This is a genomic window from Streptomyces sp. NRRL F-2664, from assembly GCF_000719345.1.
In the GTDB taxonomy this organism is placed as follows: Bacteria; Actinomycetota; Actinomycetes; order Streptomycetales; family Streptomycetaceae; genus Streptomyces.
The window spans coordinates 78,801-95,484 of sequence record NZ_JOFX01000039.1 but is presented as its reverse complement, the minus strand read 5'-3'; the positions used below and the strand labels follow the sequence as shown (position 1 = coordinate 95,484).

At 71.5% G+C, this 16,684-nt stretch carries 17 protein-coding genes and 3 tRNA genes; 10 read left to right on the top strand and 10 right to left on the bottom strand.

Going from position 1 to position 16,684, the window contains the following annotated elements; all coding sequences use genetic code 11:
- Window positions 1-270: 270 nt before the first annotated feature.
- From IF89_RS0127705 to IF89_RS0127685, 5 genes are all read right to left on the bottom strand, one after another.
- Window positions 271-699, bottom strand: a complete 429-nt coding sequence (locus tag IF89_RS0127705; protein ID WP_030773741.1) for a MaoC family dehydratase — start codon at window positions 697-699, stop codon at window positions 271-273.
- A 1-nt stretch (window position 700) separates the two neighbouring features.
- Window positions 701-1,153 (bottom strand): MaoC family dehydratase N-terminal domain-containing protein, encoded by a 453-nt coding sequence (locus IF89_RS0127700; RefSeq protein ID WP_030773737.1) that lies wholly within the window; start codon window positions 1,151-1,153, stop codon window positions 701-703.
- A 145-nt stretch (window positions 1,154-1,298) separates the two neighbouring features.
- Window positions 1,299-1,463 (bottom strand): 50S ribosomal protein L33, encoded by a 165-nt coding sequence (gene rpmG, locus IF89_RS0127695; RefSeq protein ID WP_007265873.1) that lies wholly within the window; start codon window positions 1,461-1,463, stop codon window positions 1,299-1,301.
- Window positions 1,464-1,551: 88 nt separating this feature from the next.
- Window positions 1,552-1,624: transfer RNA gene (locus IF89_RS0127690), tRNA-Met, on the bottom strand.
- A gap of 48 nt (window positions 1,625-1,672) precedes the next feature.
- Window positions 1,673-1,745 (bottom strand) — tRNA-Thr (locus tag IF89_RS0127685).
- Window positions 1,746-3,069: 1,324 nt separating this feature from the next.
- On the opposite strand from IF89_RS0127685, the gene IF89_RS0127680 reads away from it, so the two are divergent.
- Window positions 3,070-4,344: an amidohydrolase family protein gene (locus IF89_RS0127680; protein ID WP_030773734.1), complete on the top strand. Its 1,275-nt coding sequence runs from the start codon at window positions 3,070-3,072 to the stop codon at window positions 4,342-4,344.
- 321 nt (window positions 4,345-4,665) lie between these two features.
- Entirely contained in the window at window positions 4,666-5,322 is a 657-nt protein-coding gene (locus IF89_RS0127675; protein ID WP_030773733.1) for an SDR family oxidoreductase, read from the top strand.
- Between the two features lie 69 nt (window positions 5,323-5,391).
- On the opposite strand, the gene IF89_RS0127670 is transcribed toward IF89_RS0127675, so the two are convergent.
- Together IF89_RS0127670 and IF89_RS46160 are read right to left on the bottom strand one after the other, a co-directional pair.
- Entirely contained in the window at window positions 5,392-5,790 is a 399-nt protein-coding gene (locus tag IF89_RS0127670; RefSeq protein ID WP_051807713.1) for a DUF3574 domain-containing protein, read from the bottom strand.
- Between the two features lie 166 nt (window positions 5,791-5,956).
- Window positions 5,957-6,025 (bottom strand) — tRNA-OTHER (locus IF89_RS46160).
- Window positions 6,026-6,303: 278 nt separating this feature from the next.
- Between IF89_RS46160 and IF89_RS0127665 the strand changes: the two genes are divergently transcribed.
- Window positions 6,304-7,419, top strand: coding sequence for a DUF5677 domain-containing protein (locus IF89_RS0127665; protein ID WP_158717932.1), 1,116 nt, complete (start codon window positions 6,304-6,306; stop codon window positions 7,417-7,419).
- 1 nt (window position 7,420) lies between these two features.
- Here IF89_RS0127665 and IF89_RS0127660 read toward each other — a convergent pair whose 3' ends face one another.
- The 3 genes from IF89_RS0127660 to IF89_RS0127650 form a co-directional block, all read right to left on the bottom strand.
- On the bottom strand, window positions 7,421-8,128 hold the full coding sequence (locus IF89_RS0127660) for a creatininase family protein (RefSeq protein ID WP_030773728.1): 708 nt from the start codon (window positions 8,126-8,128) through the stop codon (window positions 7,421-7,423).
- 18 nt (window positions 8,129-8,146) lie between these two features.
- On the bottom strand, window positions 8,147-9,328 hold the full coding sequence (locus IF89_RS0127655; protein ID WP_030773726.1) for a helix-turn-helix domain-containing protein: 1,182 nt from the start codon (window positions 9,326-9,328) through the stop codon (window positions 8,147-8,149).
- A 126-nt stretch (window positions 9,329-9,454) separates the two neighbouring features.
- Window positions 9,455-9,835: a GntR family transcriptional regulator gene (locus IF89_RS0127650; protein WP_030773723.1), complete on the bottom strand. Its 381-nt coding sequence runs from the start codon at window positions 9,833-9,835 to the stop codon at window positions 9,455-9,457.
- A gap of 583 nt (window positions 9,836-10,418) precedes the next feature.
- On the opposite strand from IF89_RS0127650, the gene IF89_RS0127645 reads away from it, so the two are divergent.
- The 7 genes from IF89_RS0127645 to IF89_RS0127615 all read left to right on the top strand — a co-directional run bounded on the left by IF89_RS0127645 (window position 10,419) and on the right by IF89_RS0127615 (window position 16,682).
- Window positions 10,419-10,688, top strand: a complete 270-nt coding sequence (locus IF89_RS0127645) for a DUF6284 family protein (protein WP_030773721.1) — start codon at window positions 10,419-10,421, stop codon at window positions 10,686-10,688.
- On the top strand, window positions 10,685-10,960 hold the full coding sequence (locus IF89_RS0127640) for a DUF6303 family protein (protein ID WP_051807711.1): 276 nt from the start codon (window positions 10,685-10,687) through the stop codon (window positions 10,958-10,960). The genes IF89_RS0127645 and IF89_RS0127640 overlap by 4 nt, the downstream gene beginning before the upstream one ends.
- Window positions 10,957-11,835: a DUF2637 domain-containing protein gene (locus IF89_RS41010; protein ID WP_051807709.1), complete on the top strand. Its 879-nt coding sequence runs from the start codon at window positions 10,957-10,959 to the stop codon at window positions 11,833-11,835. The genes IF89_RS0127640 and IF89_RS41010 overlap by 4 nt, the downstream gene beginning before the upstream one ends.
- The gene (locus IF89_RS0127630; RefSeq protein ID WP_030773711.1) at window positions 11,835-12,173 is read left to right on the top strand and encodes an RRQRL motif-containing zinc-binding protein; all 339 of its coding nucleotides are present in this window, start codon (window positions 11,835-11,837) and stop codon (window positions 12,171-12,173) included. Before IF89_RS41010 ends, IF89_RS0127630 begins: the two co-directional genes overlap by 1 nt.
- A 75-nt stretch (window positions 12,174-12,248) precedes the next feature.
- Window positions 12,249-13,862: a hypothetical protein gene (locus IF89_RS0127625; protein ID WP_030773709.1), complete on the top strand. Its 1,614-nt coding sequence runs from the start codon at window positions 12,249-12,251 to the stop codon at window positions 13,860-13,862.
- A complete protein-coding gene (locus IF89_RS0127620; protein WP_030773707.1) occupies window positions 13,862-15,970 on the top strand; it encodes a hypothetical protein in 2,109 nt (702 codons plus the stop codon). The genes IF89_RS0127625 and IF89_RS0127620 overlap by 1 nt, the downstream gene beginning before the upstream one ends.
- Window positions 15,971-16,181: 211 nt before the next feature.
- Window positions 16,182-16,682, top strand: a complete 501-nt coding sequence (locus IF89_RS0127615; protein WP_030773705.1) for a hypothetical protein — start codon at window positions 16,182-16,184, stop codon at window positions 16,680-16,682.
- The last annotated feature ends 2 nt before the right edge of the window (window positions 16,683-16,684 follow it).

Sequence of the window (16,684 nt, the reverse complement as noted above, 5' to 3'; positions counted from 1 at the left end):
CGGCGAGGGGGCGGGCACCCGCCCTCTACGCGCCTCCCCGCCCTCGCGCGCGAGGGCGGGGAGGCGCAGGCGCTCCAGCACTCGGGCGCTCAACCAGTCAGCCGCTCACGCCCTTGGACCTGAGGCACTCAGCCAGTCAGCCGCTCGCGATCTCGGACGCGCACACTGAGGCACGCAGAGCCGCAGGCCCACTCGGACGCGCATGACTCAGGCAGCTCAGGCCGCTCAGGCCGCTCAGGCCGCTCAGGCCGCTCAGGCCGCTCAGGCCGCTCAGGCCAGCGTGACCACGGCGCGGGACATGCCGAGCACCTTCTGGCCGGCGCTCATGGCGGTCAGGTCGACCCGCACCCGGTTGTCGTCCAGCTTGGCCGCGACCTTGCCGGTGACCTCGATCAGGCCGCCCTGCTCGTCGTTCGGGACCACGACGGGCTTGGTGAAGCGCACGCCGTACTCGACCACCGCGCCCGGGTCGCCCACCCAGTCCGTGACCACGCGGATCGCCTCGGCCATGGTGAACATGCCGTGCGCGATCACGTCCGGCAGTCCGACCTCCTTGGCGAACTTCTCGTTCCAGTGGATCGGATTGAAGTCGCCCGAGGCGCCGGCGTACTGGACGAGCGTGGCGCGCGTCACGGGGAAGGTCGCCGTGGGCAGCTCGGTGCCGACCTCGACATCGGCGTACTGGATCTGCGCTGCCATGTCAGGCCTCCTCGGGGGCGCGGGAGACGAGCTTCGTCCACGCCGTCACCACGTGCTCGCCGGTCTCGTCGTGCACCTCGCCGCGGATGTCGATGATGTCGTTGCCCGCGAGCGTCTTCACGGCCTCGATGGTGGAGGTCACCGACAGGCGGTCACCGGCACGCACCGGGCGCGAGTACGCGAACTTCTGGTCGCCGTGCACGACGCGGCTGTAGTCCAGCCCCAGCTGCGGGTCCTGGATGACCTGGTCGGCCGCCTTGAAGGTGATGGCGAACACGAAGGTCGGCGGGGCGATCGCATCGGAGTGGCCGTACGCCTTGGCCGCGTCGGGATCCGTGTAGACGGGATTGGCGTCACCCACCGCGACCGCGAATTCGCGGATCTTCTCCCGGCCGACCTCGTACGGATCGGTGGGCGGGTAGCTCCGCCCCACGAAGGACTGGTCGAGAGCCATGACTCACTACCTCCTGTTGAAGGGACACGAAACACACAGGTACGAAGTCGACAGGCGCCGACGCCGACTGTGAAAACGACACGAGGCCGCCCCCAATGAAGGGGACGACCTCATGACGGTGCCTGTATTCGAGACTTCGCCGGGGTCAGCGGGTCTCGCGGTGCGCGGTGTGCGAGTTGCAGCGCGGGCAGTGCTTCTTCATCTCCATGCGGTCCGGGTTGTTACGCCGGTTCTTCTTGGTGATGTAGTTCCGCTCCTTGCACTCCACGCAGGCCAGCGTGATCTTCGGGCGGACGTCGGTGGCAGCCACGTGAGTGCTCCTTGACGGACTATGGGACGGATGAACGCATAAAAGAGTAGCCGATCGGGAGACCGACCCCGCAATCGGCTACTGTGGGTAGCGGCGACCGGACTTGAACCGGTGACACAGCGATTATGAGCCGCTTGCTCTACCGACTGAGCTACGCCGCTTTGATGTGATCGGTTCCCCACCCGAGGGTGGGGAACCTCTCTCACCAGAGCCCCAATGCGGAATCGAACCGCAGACCTTCTCCTTACCATGGAGACGCTCTACCGACTGAGCTATTGGGGCGAGCGATGAAGACATTACACGGTTGCCCGCCCATCGCCCAAATCCTTTGCGGGAGCTGGGCTCGGAGGCCGTTCGGAAGCCTCTCCCGATCAAGGCGCAGGCCAGGCCGGGCCCACTTCTCCCCCGATGTGTGCGCGGACTCACACACGCCGCGGCCTGCCTGAGGCCGACGGGGGGCGAGCGGCGGGCACGCCGAAGCCCGGGCACGGGACGGGCGGCGGAGTACGAGCCCACCCTGGGACGGCCCCGCCGGAACGAAACCCAGGGCAGCCCGCCACCACAACCCCCGGGGTGGGGCCGCAGGAGCGCGAAAGCACCGGGGTACGAGGCGCAGGGGCACCGCTGCGCCGGAGGCCGGGGGCGCCGGCGGTGGACGGGGCGCATGAGCGCTGGCCGCCGAGGGCGCCGGTAGCCGGGGTGCCCGGGTCCGAGGGCGCCCGGGGGCCGTGGCACTGGGCCGCGCGGCGCGGGACGCGGACCAGGGACGCCGACGCCGAGGAAGCCGGGCGGGAGCGAGGACCCAGGGGGCAGGGCCGAAGGTTCCGGGGCCCGCAGAGGCCCTTGTGCGGCGCGGCCCGAGCGCCTCGTGCCCGAAGCGCCAGGGGTGCGTCGACAGGAGGCCGGGCCCACTGGAGGCACGGACGCCTGGGCGCGGCGCCCCTGGACACGGGGGCGCGGACCCCGGAGCGGCGGACCCCAGGGGCGCGGGGCTGGGCGCCGGCGGCGCAGAACGGGGACGCTGGGCCGGGGGCCGGGCGGAGGGAGCGGGGACGCCAAGCCAGGGACCAGGGGTGGCAGGGCCAAGAGGCTGGGGGCCGGGGCGTCGGTCGGGACCGAGCCGCTGGCCGGGGGGCCGAGCGAGGACGCTGGGGGCCGTGGGCCGGGGGCTGGGGGCCGAGCCCGAGGCGTCGGCCCGGGCCGAGCCGGGGGCCGAGCGGGGAGGCCCGGGGCCGGGGACGGAGGGCTGAGGCCGGGGCGGCGGCCCGGGCCGAGCCGCTGGGCCGGGGGCCGAGCGGGGACGCCGGGGGCCGGGGAGCGGGGACTCCGGGGGCTCGGGCCGGGGCCCCGGGCCGCCGGGTGGAGGAGAGCGGGGACGGGAACGGTGGGGTAGGGGCAAAGGGTCGGCGGGGTGCCGGGGTCGGTGGAGCGGGGGTGTCGGCCGGGGGTCGGGGCGCCGGTGGTGGGGGCACCACACCGGTACGACTATTGCGCTCTTCCGCGAAGCGGAGTGCGGCGCGCCCTAGGCTCTGAGCACGCTGCGTGATCTTGGGCCGCGGGTCGCGGCCACGGCTCCAGGAACCGCCCGAGCCACCGCAGGAGCGCGATGTCCGACAGCCCGCCGCAGCAGCCTTCCCCCTCCCCGCGCAGCGGCAAGGGCAGCGGCAGCGCGGCCGCCCCCGACGCCACCACGCTGCTCCTCGCCGGGGCCCGCCTCACGGACGGCCGTACCGTAGACGTCCGCCTCGGCAACGGCCGGATCCAGGCCGTCGGAACCACCGGCAGCCTCGCCTCCCCCGTCCTGTCCCGGGTGGACCTGAGCGGCTACCTCCTGCTGCCCGCCCCCGCCGAGCCGCACGCCCACGGGGACACCGCGCTGACCGCCGACGGCGACGGGCCCGTCTCCTGCGCGCCTGACGAAGTGCAGCGCCGGGCCACCGAGGCGGCCCTGCTTCAGCTCGGGCACGGCGCAACGGCGATGCGCTCCCACGTGCGCATCGGCGACGTGCACGGCCTCGGCCCCCTGGAGGCCCTGCTCCAGGCCCGGCGGTCGCTGCGCGGGCTGGCCGACCTGACCGCGGTGGCCGTGCCGCGCCTGCTGACCGGTGTGGCCGGGGCCGACGGGCTCGCCATGCTGCGCGACGCGGTCAAGATGGGCGCCTCGGTGATCGGCGGCTGCCCGGACCTGGATCCGGACCCGACGGGCTTCCTCGAAGCGGTCCTGGAACTGGCCGACGAGCACGGCTGCCCCGTGGACCTGCACACGGACGGTGACGACCCGGCCCGCCTGGCCCGGCTCGCGGCGATGGCGGGCGGACTGCGCCCGGGGGTGACCATCGGCCCCTGCGGCGGCCTGTCCCGGCTCCCGCTGGACGCGGCCGCCCGGGCCGCCGACCAGCTGGCCGCGGCCGGCGTACGGGTGACCTGCCTGCCCCAGGGCGACTGCGCGGCCCTGGAGCGCCGCGGGCTGCGCACCGCCCCCGTACGCCTGCTGCGCGCCGCCGGCGTACGGGTCGCAGCCGGCAGCGGGGCCCTGCGGGACGCCGGGAACCCGGTCGGCCGGGGCGACCCGCTGGAGGCCGCGTACCTGCTGGCCTCCCAGGGCGGCCTCCGCCCGGGCGAGGCCTACGACTGCGTCAGCGCCTTCGCCCGCGAGGCCATGGGCCTGCCGGAGGTGCGGGTTGAGGCCGGCTTCCCCGCGGAGCTGCTCGCCGTGCGCGGCGACCGGATCGCGGGCGTGCTGTCCCTCGCGTACAGCCGGATCGTCATCCACCGGGGGCGGGTGGTGGCCCGGACGAGCGCGGTGCGGGAGTACTGCGACTCCGCCGTCGCGGTGGCCCTGGACCTGCCCCGGCAGGGCCGCACCGAGCCCGGCCCGTAAGCCGCGGCCCGTCCCGCCCGCCCGGCCTCCGGAGACGAGATGCGGGCACAGAGGCTCACAACGGGCGGCGCGTATCGGTGCAGGTCGGCGTACGGGCGGCGGCCGCGCCCGCGCGGTCCCGGCGGGTCGCGCCCACGGACTGTCCTCCGGCCGACGTACCTGGGCGCTCCCGACCGGTCTCAGAACGCCCGGTCGTCCCGGGCGGCGAGCAGCGCGGGAGCGGGGCGGCCACCGCGAGCCGGCGTGGGCGGACATGGCCGGCGGTACACCCCTGGGGGTGCTTCCCGGGCGGGGTCGCGCGGGGCGTCGTACCGTCGGGGCATGCGCATCGTCATCGCGGGTGGACACGGTCGGATCGCGCTGCGGCTGGAGCGCCTGCTCGCCGCGCGCGGGTACGAGGTCGCGGGCATCATCCGCGACCTCGAACAGGGCGACGACCTGAGGGAGGCGGGCGCCGAACCGGTGCTCTGCGATCTGGAGTCGGCGACGGTGGAGCACGTGGCGGGGATCCTGCAGGGCGCGGACGTGGCGGTGTTCGCGGCGGGCGCCGGGCCGGGCAGTGGCGTGGAACGCAAGCACACGGTGGACCGGGGCGCGGCGGTGCTGTTCGCCGACGCGGCCGAACGGGCGCGCGTGAGCCGCTTCCTGATGGTCTCTTCGATGGGCGCGGATGCCCATCACGAGGGCGACGAGGTGTTCGACGTCTATTTGCGGGCGAAGGGCGAGGCCGACGACCACGTGCGGACCCGGCTGGGCCTGGAGTGGACGGTCCTGCGCCCGGGGTCGCTGCTCGACGACGCCGGTACGGGGCAGGTCCGCCTGGAAGCGCGGACGGGGCGGGGGGCCGTGCCGCGCGACGACGTGGCGGCGGTGCTGGCCGAGCTGGTGGAGACGCCCGCGACGGCCGGCCTGACCCTGGAGCTGGTCTCGGGGGCGACCCCGGTGGGGGTGGCCGTCAAGGCTGTGGCCGGCAACTGACGGGCCGGTGGGCCGATCCGGCGCCGGGCCGGAGCGGGACCGGCCCGCCGGCCCTGCCCGCCGGTCGGCTCAGAACCCCGCTTCCACCTTGTCGTCGGAGCGTCCGACCGAGTCCTGCTGGTAGCGGCTCTCGTACGCGTCGCGGATCCGCTCGATGCGCACGCTGCGGTCGTCGGCGTCCTTCTCCGGGTACAGCAGGACCACTTCGTAGGAGTCCTCGCGAACGATCTTGCCGTTCGCGCCGCGCCACTGGCCGTACCCGTCGTGGAGGGTCAGCCCCTCGGGGAAGGCGGGAGTGATCTCCTGATCCAGGAACCGCATGAACTCCGCCTCGGCGACCGGCCCGCCGCCGTCGGTGCGTTCGGTGCCGAAGTACAGCCGGGTCTCCCGGTAGGGCTCCCCCACGTCCGTACCCAGCGCGGCTCCCACCAGAGCCGGAATCCCCGCGCCGAGCAGGGCGACGAGCACGCCGCCGCCGACCTTCCCCCGTGTGTCAGATGTCCATTTCACGCCGGGTGAACGACCGTAAGCCCCCGACGATGCGGGTCGGCACCCCTGCGACAAGCGCGGCGGTCGTATGCGAAAGAACCCCCGTCCACTGCGTTTCCGCAGATGAACGGGGGTTCCACTCGCGTGGCGGCGCCAGGATTCGAACCTGGGTAGGCTAAGCCGACGGATTTACAGTCCTCTCCTGTGCGCAGCCTCAAACCGTCTCTGACCTGTGGTGGAACCCCGGACAAACCAGGGGATGTCCAGCGCCGTCCACAGCTCGTCCTGATCTTGATTTCCAAGCGCGGGCACAGGTTCCGGGGTTGGCGCACGTCATCGCTAGCCGAGCGTTCTACTCTCTGGCATCCGCCTGGAAGAGGCGGCCCGACGCGCTGAACCGAGAACGGTCAGGGTGTGGTCAAACCGGTTGCGAGCCACACCAGTTGGGCCCATTCTGGCAGGTTACTTCCAGCTAGGGGGACCAGGGTGGCTATGTCGCGGCTCCAGCAACTCGTACTGAACCGGGTGATCGAGTCTTTTGGAGGTGATCCGGAAACGAAGCGCCCCCTAGCGGAAATGGAGCCCGCCTTCTACGCGGCGGACGACTACGTTACCAATCACATCGAAGTTCTGGATATCGAGACCAGGCAGAGCACCCGGTGGAGCCTTAAATACGGCCGCAGGCGCCGCGCGCGGAGCGCAGCCCACAACGAGCGGTCAATCCTGAAAAGGCTCGGCCAAGGATTTCGTGACTTCTCTGACGCCATCGCGCTTTCCGAGGACGCAAACAGGGATCTTTTCGCTGCATTCGGCCGATGGCTTGCTTCCTGCAACGGCTCCGAACAACGAAGCCTAGTGGATCCGCAGAACCACATCGGCGGACCGACCCTGCATGTCCTGACACTGCTCGGACTGCACGCCCGTGGGTGCACCATAGCTTCGGAAATCGACCTGTTGGCGCGAAAAGGGTTTCCAGAGGGGGCTCACGCGCGGGCCAGAAGTCTGTATGAAGTCATGATCTTTACCGGCTTCCTCGTCGCACGCAACACCCCCGACTTCGAACTGACTGAGCGATACCATCTGTCCGCCATGGTGGAGAAACGCAAGGAGACCTCTCATATAGGAGAGGAAGACCCGTTCACCCAGGCCGACGGCCTCGAAGACTTAATCCGAGACCGCTGGGGAAGCGGGTTCTTCAAACCTCACGGGTGGGCGGCACCCGGCATCAGCGATCCCCCGCCAGTTCGTGTAACTTTCCGTGAAATCGAGGAGGCGACCGGGCTCGACAGCATGCGTCACTGCTATCTGACCATGAACCACGCAATCCACGCCGGAGCCATGGCGGTGACCACACGCTTCGACGAGCGTAACCCCTTCCGAAATGCGACGGGGAGCCAGGTCGATTACTACTCCACAGCATGGGTGGCCGGAGCCGCAGCGAACTTCCTCTACTTCCTGAATCGCATCGCACTGGAAGCTGTTTCCGACATAGTCGATCGAGATAGGGTCTCTTTTCTCGCGCCGCTGAGTCGTTGCGATGCGGCGGATAAGTTCTTCCGTGAGTACGCAAACAATCACGTACCGGGAAGGACAGACCCCAGCCGGTAAGTCACTTGTCGAGCACTTCCATGTGCCTGGCGAAATCTTGCACCAGGCTCTCAAGTACAGCCTTGCCTTTCGTCGGCGCACTTTGTGACGGAAATCCGATGACTCCACTCTCTGTATAAGCCTTCATCCCCAGCGTCAACAGAAAGGGGCGATCGGAAGCGTCGTGGTCCGCCGTCTCATATCCCGGCCGCACCAAGGAAGGCTCGGCGTGCAGAAGAATCGACGTTTCGATCTCTCCGGCATGCATATCATCGTGCGCACTGCTCACGAGACCTGCCAATTCACGCGCTCGGGACCATTCTCGACTCTGAGGGAAGAGGCTCATCCGCGGTTCGGTCAGGTTAGCTTCCTGGACGATGTTGGAGAGCACGTAGTTGCCGCCATGGGCATTGACCAGCACCAGCCTGCGGATGCCGGAAGCTTCCAGGGAGCTGGCGATGTCCGCGATGACCGCGTGCAGCGTCCGGGCGCTGATGCTGACCGTGCCGGGCCACGTCCCGTGCTCGTGGCTGCACGCGATCGAGATGGGCGGCAGGCTCAGGACCGGGTAGGCGGCGGCGATTTCACGGGCGATGATGCAGGCGATCGCCGTATCCGTGATCAGCGGCAGGTACGGGCCGTGCTGCTCGTACGACCCAACCGGGAGTACGGCCACGCGCGGGGCCTGTTCCTGGACGTCGACGGTCGTGATGTTGGGAAGCAGGGTCACAGCTCTCCTCCGGTCGAGTCAGCTCGCCCTCATAGTGCCCAGAAGCCGGTTCAGTTCAGCAATCTCCACCAGCTTCTTCCACGGGTCGAGGAGCGGCTGAAGACGCAGAAGCTCGGCCAGGATGCGCGCCGAGCCGGTGGCCTGCGCGATGGCCGCGGCTTGCGATGCGGCGTTCAAGGCACCCTCCAGGTCTTCGAGCCGAGCGTAGGCGGTGGAGAGGCGGGCGAGGCACAGGCCACGGTCGCGCTGCTGCTCCGCCGGCCACCGCGTCAGGCTCGCTTCGAGTGTCCGCACCGCTTGGTCCGGTCGGCCGAGCTGGAGCGCGCAGTTCGCCGCCTCCATGTCGATGTACGAAAGCGAGCAGTACGGGGCGAGTCCCGCAGGGTCCTGCGCCTGGTCGGCAAGGCGCCGCGCTTCATCGAGCGAGCGCGCGCTCTCGTCACCGTGCCCGAGCAGTGCGTCCGAGTAGGCGCGCGCCCGGAGCGCAACGGCCCGGACGTCGGGGGGTAACTTGCCGGCCTGCCGCAGTGCGGCGTTGGCCAGGCCGAGGGCGTATCCGGCCTGACCAGCTTCCGCGGCGATGTTGCTCCGCCGCTGGAAGACGTAGGCGCTGAGGCCCGGGTCGTCCAGCTCGGCGGCGTAGTCCAGCGCTCGATTCGTCCACAGCATGGCGGCTTGCGAGTCGCCCGTGTCCTGGTGCAGCCACCCGAGGAGTTCCGAGTAGCGCGCGCCCACTCGGACCGCGTCGTCACGAAGCGGGCCCTGGGCTTCCTTGCACAGCTCCTCGATCAGCGGTAGCTGACTCTGAACGGCAGGCACAAGGAATCGTGCGCCGACGAGCGGCTCAGCCTGAACGTGCTGGACGAACACGGCCTTCAGGTAGTCCAGAACCCCCGGACTGGCTTCCGGCGAGGCGGAACGCGGGGCAGGAAGCGCCGGGAGGGTGTCCAACTGGGAGGGGGCCACCTCCACAGCGAGGCCCAGCTCCATGCGGGTGGCCTGGTATACCTCGCAGAAGAGCTGCTGGTAGTCCGATCCGGGGTCACGTCGCCCGTTCTCGAACATGGAGAGCTGTGTCTTCAGGCTGGTCCGGGAAGGCAGCTGGATGCCGAGCCGCGGGGCGGCGTCTTCCATGGCGTCCATCAGCTCCGCCTGAGTCCACCCCGCAGCAGCCCGTGCCGCCTGAAGCTTCGTCTTCATCGCTCCCCCGGTGCCGGTGACGCCCTGGCGCCCATCATGCCCAAGCAGGCTGCTGACGTGGGGAGTTAACAGGTAACAGGGGCTGACTGTTAACCCTGTCCACTGTGGAACGGCGCGAAATGCGGCCTACTGGTTCTCGTCAGACGGGCCCGACCGAGCGGCTTCCAGCCGCTCGACCCGGCCCTGGAGCTCGGAGAGCTGGGAGGTGAGATGAGCGACGTGTTCCTGGAGGTCGCGCAGCCCAAGCGCGGTTTCCCTCGCGGTCGGGTCGCCCTTCTTCGGGTCCAGCACGTACGTCCCGCTCCCCTGCCGGCCGACGACCAGGCCGTCTTCGGCGAGCTGCTTGTAGGCGCTCTGGACGGTCATCAGGCCAACCCCGAGTTGCTTCGCAAGACCCTTCGCTCCAGGCAGGGGGGAACCGGTCGGGTAGACGCCGGCGCCGATGTCCTTGCGGAACTTCGCGGCGATGTCCTTGGCAGACGGGGGCTTCTCCGGGTTCCAGTCCATGACTAGAGCCTAACCAACCTAGGTCATTTTCAGTACTCGCCGCGGGCCGCTTGACCCGACCAAGCGACCTAGGTAACTTCATCTTAGGCGAGTGACCTAGGTAACTCGCACAGGTCTCGCATGCCAGAGACCGCAGACCAGGGCGGGGACGCTGCAATCCCGCTAAAGGCCAGGGGACAGGGCTTCGGCCCGACTGGCGAGGTGGCCCGGTGACCGCGAGCAACGGCCGGAGGGTGGGGACACAGGTCCCCCTTGCAGTGCAACTCATGTGCACACCGTCTCTGAAGGTTCGAAGTGATCCGCTCAAGACCCTCGGCCGCTGACCTGCTGGACCGGCGAGTCAGCGTCGCCCTTCGCGTCTCCCCGATCAACCGCGCAAGCGCACCGGCACCGCCGGTGCTGCGCGGGGTCGGCACGCCGCGGCCATGGCCGCGGCCGGTTGCCTCTTCCGCCCGTCCGTCGCTTCGGCGGCGTACGGGCGGGGTGGGGGAGCTGGAGCCTTCCTGCTTCACGGCGAAGCCCCGGTGCGCGAACACCGGGGCTTCTGTTCGGGCCCGTTCCTGTGTGAGAGGAGCAAGACCCAATGAAGTTCATCGTTGCACGTCAGATGCCCGTTACCGCGCTGCCGCCGGATCTGGAGCCGACGGGCGCGGAGCTGGACGCCCTCGAGACCGAGATGCCCCTGGTCCTGGCTGAGGTCGAGCTGCTGGACGCGCTGATTGCCCAGCTCGACCGGGCGCCGTCGGAGTTCGACGCCCGCCGGATCCGCCGGGCCCGCAACCGGGTCCTGGACGCCCGCCGCGACCTGGCCAACCGGGCAGCCGGCCTGACGGTCTCGGGGGACGCGGCATGAACCACTCCGCCCGCCTGGTCAACTCCCCGTCCGGGGAGTGGGAGCTCTACGTCGTCACCGACGGCCCCTCACGGTGCTGGCTGACGTACGAGTTCCGCCGCATCCAGCCGATCCCCACGCTCGCCGAGCGGAACACCGCGATGGCCCGCCTGGGCTACGCGGCGGCCGACGACGACGCCGTCTGGGAGTGGATGGAGATGCGCGACACCGCCAGGGCCGACGTGAGGCTCCTCGCCTCGCTCGACGTCGCCCCGATCGGGGGCGCCGCATGAACCGCGGCCCCAAGACGCTTCTCGTGCTGGCGTTGGTGGCCGTGGTCGGCATGGCCTTCCGAGTCTCCTGGAACGCGCTGCGGGACGTGGCCCGCGCGATCGGCGCAGACGGGACCGCGGCAACTCTGTACCCGTTCGTCGTGGACGGCCTGATGGCCCTTGCTCTCGTCGCGACACTCGTCCTGACCGACGATGCCCGCCGGTTCGCCCTGAGGGTCCTCGCCGCCTACACGGTCGCCTCTCTGGTCCTGAACTACGTGCACGGGCTCGTGCCCGCACTGCACGACCGCACGGTGGACTGGATGCGGCTGGCCGAGTGGGACCCGGCGAACTGGGCGCTCGTCCTTCTCGCCACGAGCTTGCCGGTCGGGTCGATCTACTTCGGCTCCGATCTCGTCGCCAAGGTCCTCCACCACCGGCCCGAACCCTCCGAGCCCGCACCGTGCGGGGAGCGTGCGGACGGGCCCGCACGGCAGCCGCACACCCCCGACACGGTCGACGTCGACCGCGAGCCAGTCCCCGGCCCGGAGTCTGGGCACCTGCCGGTGCGGGAGGCGTTGCCGCAGCTCACCGCCCATGCGGACGGTGTGCGGGCGGACGATCCGCACACGCCGCACGCCGTCCCCGCACAGCCCGCACCCCATGACGCGCACGCGGTGTCGGAGGAGGTGTTCGAGGAGGCGGAGCTGGAGCGGCTGCGGCAGGACGCACGCCGTGCGTACGCCGAGTCCGTACAGGCCGCACGGCCCCTGTCGGCGCGTGCGCTGGGTGAGGCGTTCGGCATGAGCGAGTCCTGGGGCCGCAAGCAGATTCTCGCCGCGCGTCAGGACGAGCGGCCCCACCTGGCCGCCGTCCCGGCGGCCGGGACCGGCTGATGGGCGGCTTCCCCGTCTACCGGTGGCGCCTGGCCCCGGACGGTCTGGCCACCGGCCGCCAGCTCCGCGCCGCCGGGCTCCGGCCCGGCGGCCAGGACGTGGCCGCCCAGATCGAGCGGCCCCGCCGCCGGCGCGGCCCGCTTATCGCCTACCTCTACCGCCTCGACCTCGCCAAGCCCGTCCGCCCGATGACCCCGGCCCGGCGGGCCGCTCTGGCGAAGGCCAACGCCGCCCGCCGCTGCTGCCCGATCTGCCGCCGTGACGCCGGGTACGTGATCCCGGCCTCGCTCGGCATGTGCACCCCGTGCGCGTACCCGGATGAACAGCGCGTCGCCTGATCAGCACGAGAGCCCGGCCGCCAACCTCCTACAGCGCCGGCCGGGCTCTCTCTCCCGTGAAGGAGCACGTTCAGCATGACCGAGACCATCACCGAACCGCATGCTCCCCCCGAAACAGCCACCCCCACTCCGCCGCCTGCCGACCCCGGCAACCCGAAGGCGGGCAAGGAGGTGGAGCACACCCCGGGCGGCTTCCCGGTGGTGCCGCTGTCCCTGTCGGGGACGAACGCCGCCGCCGGACTGTTCGCGACAGCCGCGATCGCGGGCGGCCCGCTGGCGGCGGCGATCGCTATGACCGGAGCCGCCGTCCTCGGCACCGCCGCCGCCCACCGCCGCAACAGCAAGGACAGCAAGAAGAAGACCCCGGCCCCGAAGGACGCCGGCGGCGGGGGACGCAGCACTTCGGGCCGGATCCCCACACAGCCCCGGACCAGCCCCCGGGCGGCTGGCGGCGCGGGAGGTGGCAAATCCGCAGGGGGTCGCACGGGTAGCCGTCCCGGACGCTCCGTCGCTGGCGGCCGGTCCGGCGGTTCGGTCGGCAAGCACAGCAGCAAGTCCGGTAAGCCGTCGGTCCGGCAGCGCGCCGCACACGCGGCGGGTGGCCTGGCCGGTGGCCGGGCCAGCCAGGTGCAGGCGCTGCGCCAGCAGGCTCGCACCCAGGCACCGACCCGCGCCGCGGCGCGGACGGCGGCAGTGCAGGCCCGTCGCCAGGTCGCCGACACCCGCCGCGCCGCCAAGGCCGCCGAGCGTACGGCCACCGCCGCAGGGTCCAAGGCCCGTGGTCCTGCTGCCCGCACGCTGGCCAAGGGCATGACCAAGGCCGCAGCCGCCCGTGACAAGGCCACCACCGCCACCCGCAGCGCGCGTGACCGGGCCGCCGGCCGGGCCGTCGCAAGCGGCCGCACCGCCGTCCAGACGGCCGCACATCGGGCGCGGGTCGCGCAGCTCCAAGCCCCCGCGCAGAAAGCGGCCCGGAAGGCACTGCTGCGGTCCGCGGCCCGCTTCCAAGCCCGGCGGGCCCTCGCCGCCGCCCTCGGCGGCGCGCTCGGACTGCTGGGCATGGTGACCACCCCGCTGGGCCGGAAGCTCGGTTGGGCGTGGCTGCAGCACCCCGGCCGCCGCCTGTACCGCTTCCTCCTCGGCCGCGCCCGGGCGGAGCGGGAGGCCCGGGACGCCGGTATCCGCAACGGGCTTGAGGACGCCGAGCGGGCCGCCGAGGAGAAAGCGGACGCCGAGCACGAGCAGGACATCAATGGCGACCAGCTCGGCGAGCGTGCCGAGCGGCCGGACACCCCGACCCCCGCACCACCCACTGGTGAAGGAGCACAGCTGATGGACAGCACGACGTCCGGGTTCAGGTTCGAGGAACTGGCCGCGGAGATGGAGCAGGCGGCGCAGGCCTACGAGCCCGAGAACGCCATGGAGATCCTGGCCATGGTTGAGGGCCTGCCGGAGGCGCTGGCCTCGATCGCGAACATCATGCGGATTCTCGCCGAGCGCTCCGACTCGGAGTTCCCGCTGGAGAAGGAGGTGGCGGACGGGTTCGCCGACATCTACGGCGCCCTCAACTCCGCGACCGCGGTCGCGGAGGACTTGGGGCCGGCGTTCCGGCAGGCCCACGAGGCCGACATCGCCCGCCACGAGGACCCCCGCAACGGCCCTGACGCCGAGAAGGGCTGGAACGTCTGATGCCCGGCAAAACCAAGGGCAAGACGGTCGAGCACCAGGGTCTCGCGCTGGACTGGGCCGCCGGCCACGGCCCCATCACCGGGGCGCTGTCCGCGACAACCGGCGCGTACGCGGTCGCCACGGTCGGCACCCTCGCCCACATGCCGCCCGGCTGGGCCCTCGCCGTCGGCACCGTCGGCGCGATCGGCCACACCGCGTCCGGTCTGCGGCAGAAGCTGGCCGGCCGCACCATCACCTCGCGCGCCGCCTCCTGGCTCCTCGGATCCGGCTGGACCACCTGGGCCCTTGCGACCGGCCCGCTGGAGTGGACCAAGCTCGGCGCCCTCGCCGTCCTCGGCGTCGGCATGGGCGCCGCCGCCCGCTCCGTCGGCTTCTACGAGGAAGCCCGCGAGCTGGAGGCCATCGCCGCCGCCGAACGCCAGGTCGCCCGCGAGCTGTCCGCCGAACGCCGGGCGATCGCCGCGGAGTGGGTGGACCGGGTGCAGCGGGTGTGCGGGCTGACGCTGCGGATCCTGGCGGTGGAGATGTGGCCGACGAACACCGGCTTCACCATCGACGCCGAACTCCCGCCCGGCGGGGCAACCTGGCACAAGGTCGCCCAGTACAACGCCGCCCTTTCCGCGGACGCCAGGCTGCCGAACGGCTGCACCGCCGCCGCCTCCGCCGGCATCAACCAGGGCCGGGTACTGATCGACGTCACCACCGTCAACGTCCTCGCCGAGGACATCACCCACCCGACCGACTACGGGCCCCTGTCGGTCCACACCGGGCTGCCGCTCGGGGTGCGGACCGACGGACGCCCGGTGGAGGTGTTCCTGCGCGAGCAGTGCGCCCTCGCGGTCGGCCCCACCGGGTCGGGCAAGACCAACTTCGTCCACACCTTCATCGGCGCCGTGGCACGCACCACGGACATGCTGGGCTGGGTCATCGACCTCAACGCCGGATCGGCCGGCCTGCCCTGGGTACGGCCCGCCATGACCCCGACCGACAGCGGGCAGGCGGTGCGGCCGGGGATCGACTGGCTCGCCTCCACCCCGGAAGAGGCCCACCTGATGCTGGACGCGGCGATCGCGATCGCCAAACGCCGCAAGGTCGCCTACCAGCAGCTCATGGCCGACGCAGACACCGACTTGCTGCCCATCACCCCGCAGATCCCTCAGATCATGCTGATCATCGACGAGGGCGCCGAGATCCTCGCCTCCAGCGACAAGGCCATGCGGGCACTGGCAGCGAAGATCCTGGAGGTCATCCGGATCTCCCGCGCCATGGGCCTGCGGACCTTCCTCACCGCGCTCGGCGCCACCGGGGCCGTCCTCGGCAACCTGATGATCCGCCGCGAAGCGAAGGTCCGTATTGCGCTGACCGGCGGTGAGAAGGAGGGCATGGACCTGGCCAAGCTCTTCCCCGGCCGCCGCGGCCTCAGCGTCGAGCAGGCCCCCTACAAGGGCTCCGGTTTCCTCGGCACCCCCGAGTCCCCGGCTGCGCTGTTCAAATCGTGGCGGATCAAGCCCGCGCAGATCCGCGACATCGTCCTGGCCACCTCCGACCGGCACCCCCGCCTGGACGACGTCTCCGCCAAGGCCGCCGGGCCCAACTACGCCCGCCGCTGGGACGCCGGCCGCACCGCCTGGATCAACGACCACACCCCCGACGACACCGACACCACCAGCGGCACGGCGCCGACCGCCGCGCCGGCGGGCGGGTTGAACCTGAGTGCCCACCGGCAGACCACCGTGGCCACGCCGGACGAGGACCGGCTGGCTGAGGCCTTCCGCGCCCAGATCGACGCCCAGTTCGCCACCGCCCCCGACCCGGAAACGGAATCCGCTCCGGCGCCGAAGGGGGCCCCGGGCGGGCTGAACCTGTCCGCGCTGCGCGGCGAGCAGGACAACGCCGCCCGGCAGGCCGCCCTCGCCGTGCTGGAGGCGGCCGGGCCCGAAGGCACGGGGGCATCGGCGATCGCCCGCGCCCTCGCCGACGCACACGGAACCAACCGGCAGACCATCAGCGGGTGGCTCCAGGAGTGGGCGGACGAGGGCCTGGCGGTGCGGGTCGGGACGGGCACCAAGACCCGCTACGTCCACCACACCCACACCCCCGACGCATGACCCCTTGTCGCTTGTCGGCCCCGGCCGGCACGGGCCCGTTTCCGCCCCTCTGGAGGGCCCGAAACGGGCTTTGACCTCGGGGGCGACAAGCGACAAGACAAGCGACAAGACAAGGCACGCGACAAGCGGGACGACAAGCACGCGACAAGCCGACCAGCCGGGTCACATACCAATTTTGGTATGTGACCCGTCCCGTTGAAGGGACCGCGTCGTGCACACCGAACCCCACCAGCCGCTCACCCCCGCCACCCCCTACGGCGACCCCGTCCACCGGCCCCGGCCGGTCGAGCCGCACACCGTCCTGATGCCCCAGAACATCCCGCCCGGCGTCGACTGGGTCACCCTCCCGAACGGGATCCGCATCCTCGCCTACACCCACGCCCACCCCGGCCCGGCAGCGGAACCGGAACCGGCCCGAGCCGAGCCGATTCCGCGCTGGGCCAAGACGACCGCGCTCCTTGCGCCGACGCTCGGCGGCGGGATCGCCGCGGCCGGGTTCGGGATCTCCTACGCCGCACCCGGAGTCCTCGCCATGGCCGAAGCCCTCTGGGCCACCGTCGCCCTCATCGCCGCCGGCGCCCTCGCCCCGCTCCTCCTCCGCGCCACCCGCAGCCGCGGCGGCCGGGGGGCGGGGCCGGTGCAGCACATCACCCAGAACATCAGCGTGTCCCGGATGTTCGGCCGCGCCACCGGCACCCTCAACAACCACTAATC

What these genes read in the sequence shown, in the direction of transcription:
- IF89_RS0127705 (WP_030773741.1), bottom strand. Translation starts at nt 699, where the DNA reads ATGGCAGCGCAGATCCAGTACGCCGATGTCGAGGTCGGCACCGAGCTG.
- IF89_RS0127700 (WP_030773737.1), bottom strand. Translation starts at nt 1,153, where the DNA reads ATGGCTCTCGACCAGTCCTTCGTGGGGCGGAGCTACCCGCCCACCGAT.
- IF89_RS0127680 (WP_030773734.1), top strand. Translation starts at nt 3,070, where the DNA reads ATGTCCGACAGCCCGCCGCAGCAGCCTTCCCCCTCCCCGCGCAGCGGC.
- IF89_RS0127675 (WP_030773733.1), top strand. Translation starts at nt 4,666, where the DNA reads ATGCGCATCGTCATCGCGGGTGGACACGGTCGGATCGCGCTGCGGCTG.
- IF89_RS0127665 (WP_158717932.1), top strand. Translation starts at nt 6,304, where the DNA reads ATGTCGCGGCTCCAGCAACTCGTACTGAACCGGGTGATCGAGTCTTTT.
- IF89_RS0127655 (WP_030773726.1), bottom strand. Translation starts at nt 9,328, where the DNA reads ATGAAGACGAAGCTTCAGGCGGCACGGGCTGCTGCGGGGTGGACTCAG.
- IF89_RS0127650 (WP_030773723.1), bottom strand. Translation starts at nt 9,835, where the DNA reads ATGGACTGGAACCCGGAGAAGCCCCCGTCTGCCAAGGACATCGCCGCG.
- IF89_RS0127645 (WP_030773721.1), top strand. Translation starts at nt 10,419, where the DNA reads ATGAAGTTCATCGTTGCACGTCAGATGCCCGTTACCGCGCTGCCGCCG.
- IF89_RS0127640 (WP_051807711.1), top strand. Translation starts at nt 10,685, where the DNA reads ATGAACCACTCCGCCCGCCTGGTCAACTCCCCGTCCGGGGAGTGGGAG.
- IF89_RS41010 (WP_051807709.1), top strand. Translation starts at nt 10,957, where the DNA reads ATGAACCGCGGCCCCAAGACGCTTCTCGTGCTGGCGTTGGTGGCCGTG.
- IF89_RS0127630 (WP_030773711.1), top strand. Translation starts at nt 11,835, where the DNA reads ATGGGCGGCTTCCCCGTCTACCGGTGGCGCCTGGCCCCGGACGGTCTG.
- IF89_RS0127625 (WP_030773709.1), top strand. Translation starts at nt 12,249, where the DNA reads ATGACCGAGACCATCACCGAACCGCATGCTCCCCCCGAAACAGCCACC.
- IF89_RS0127620 (WP_030773707.1), top strand. Translation starts at nt 13,862, where the DNA reads ATGCCCGGCAAAACCAAGGGCAAGACGGTCGAGCACCAGGGTCTCGCG.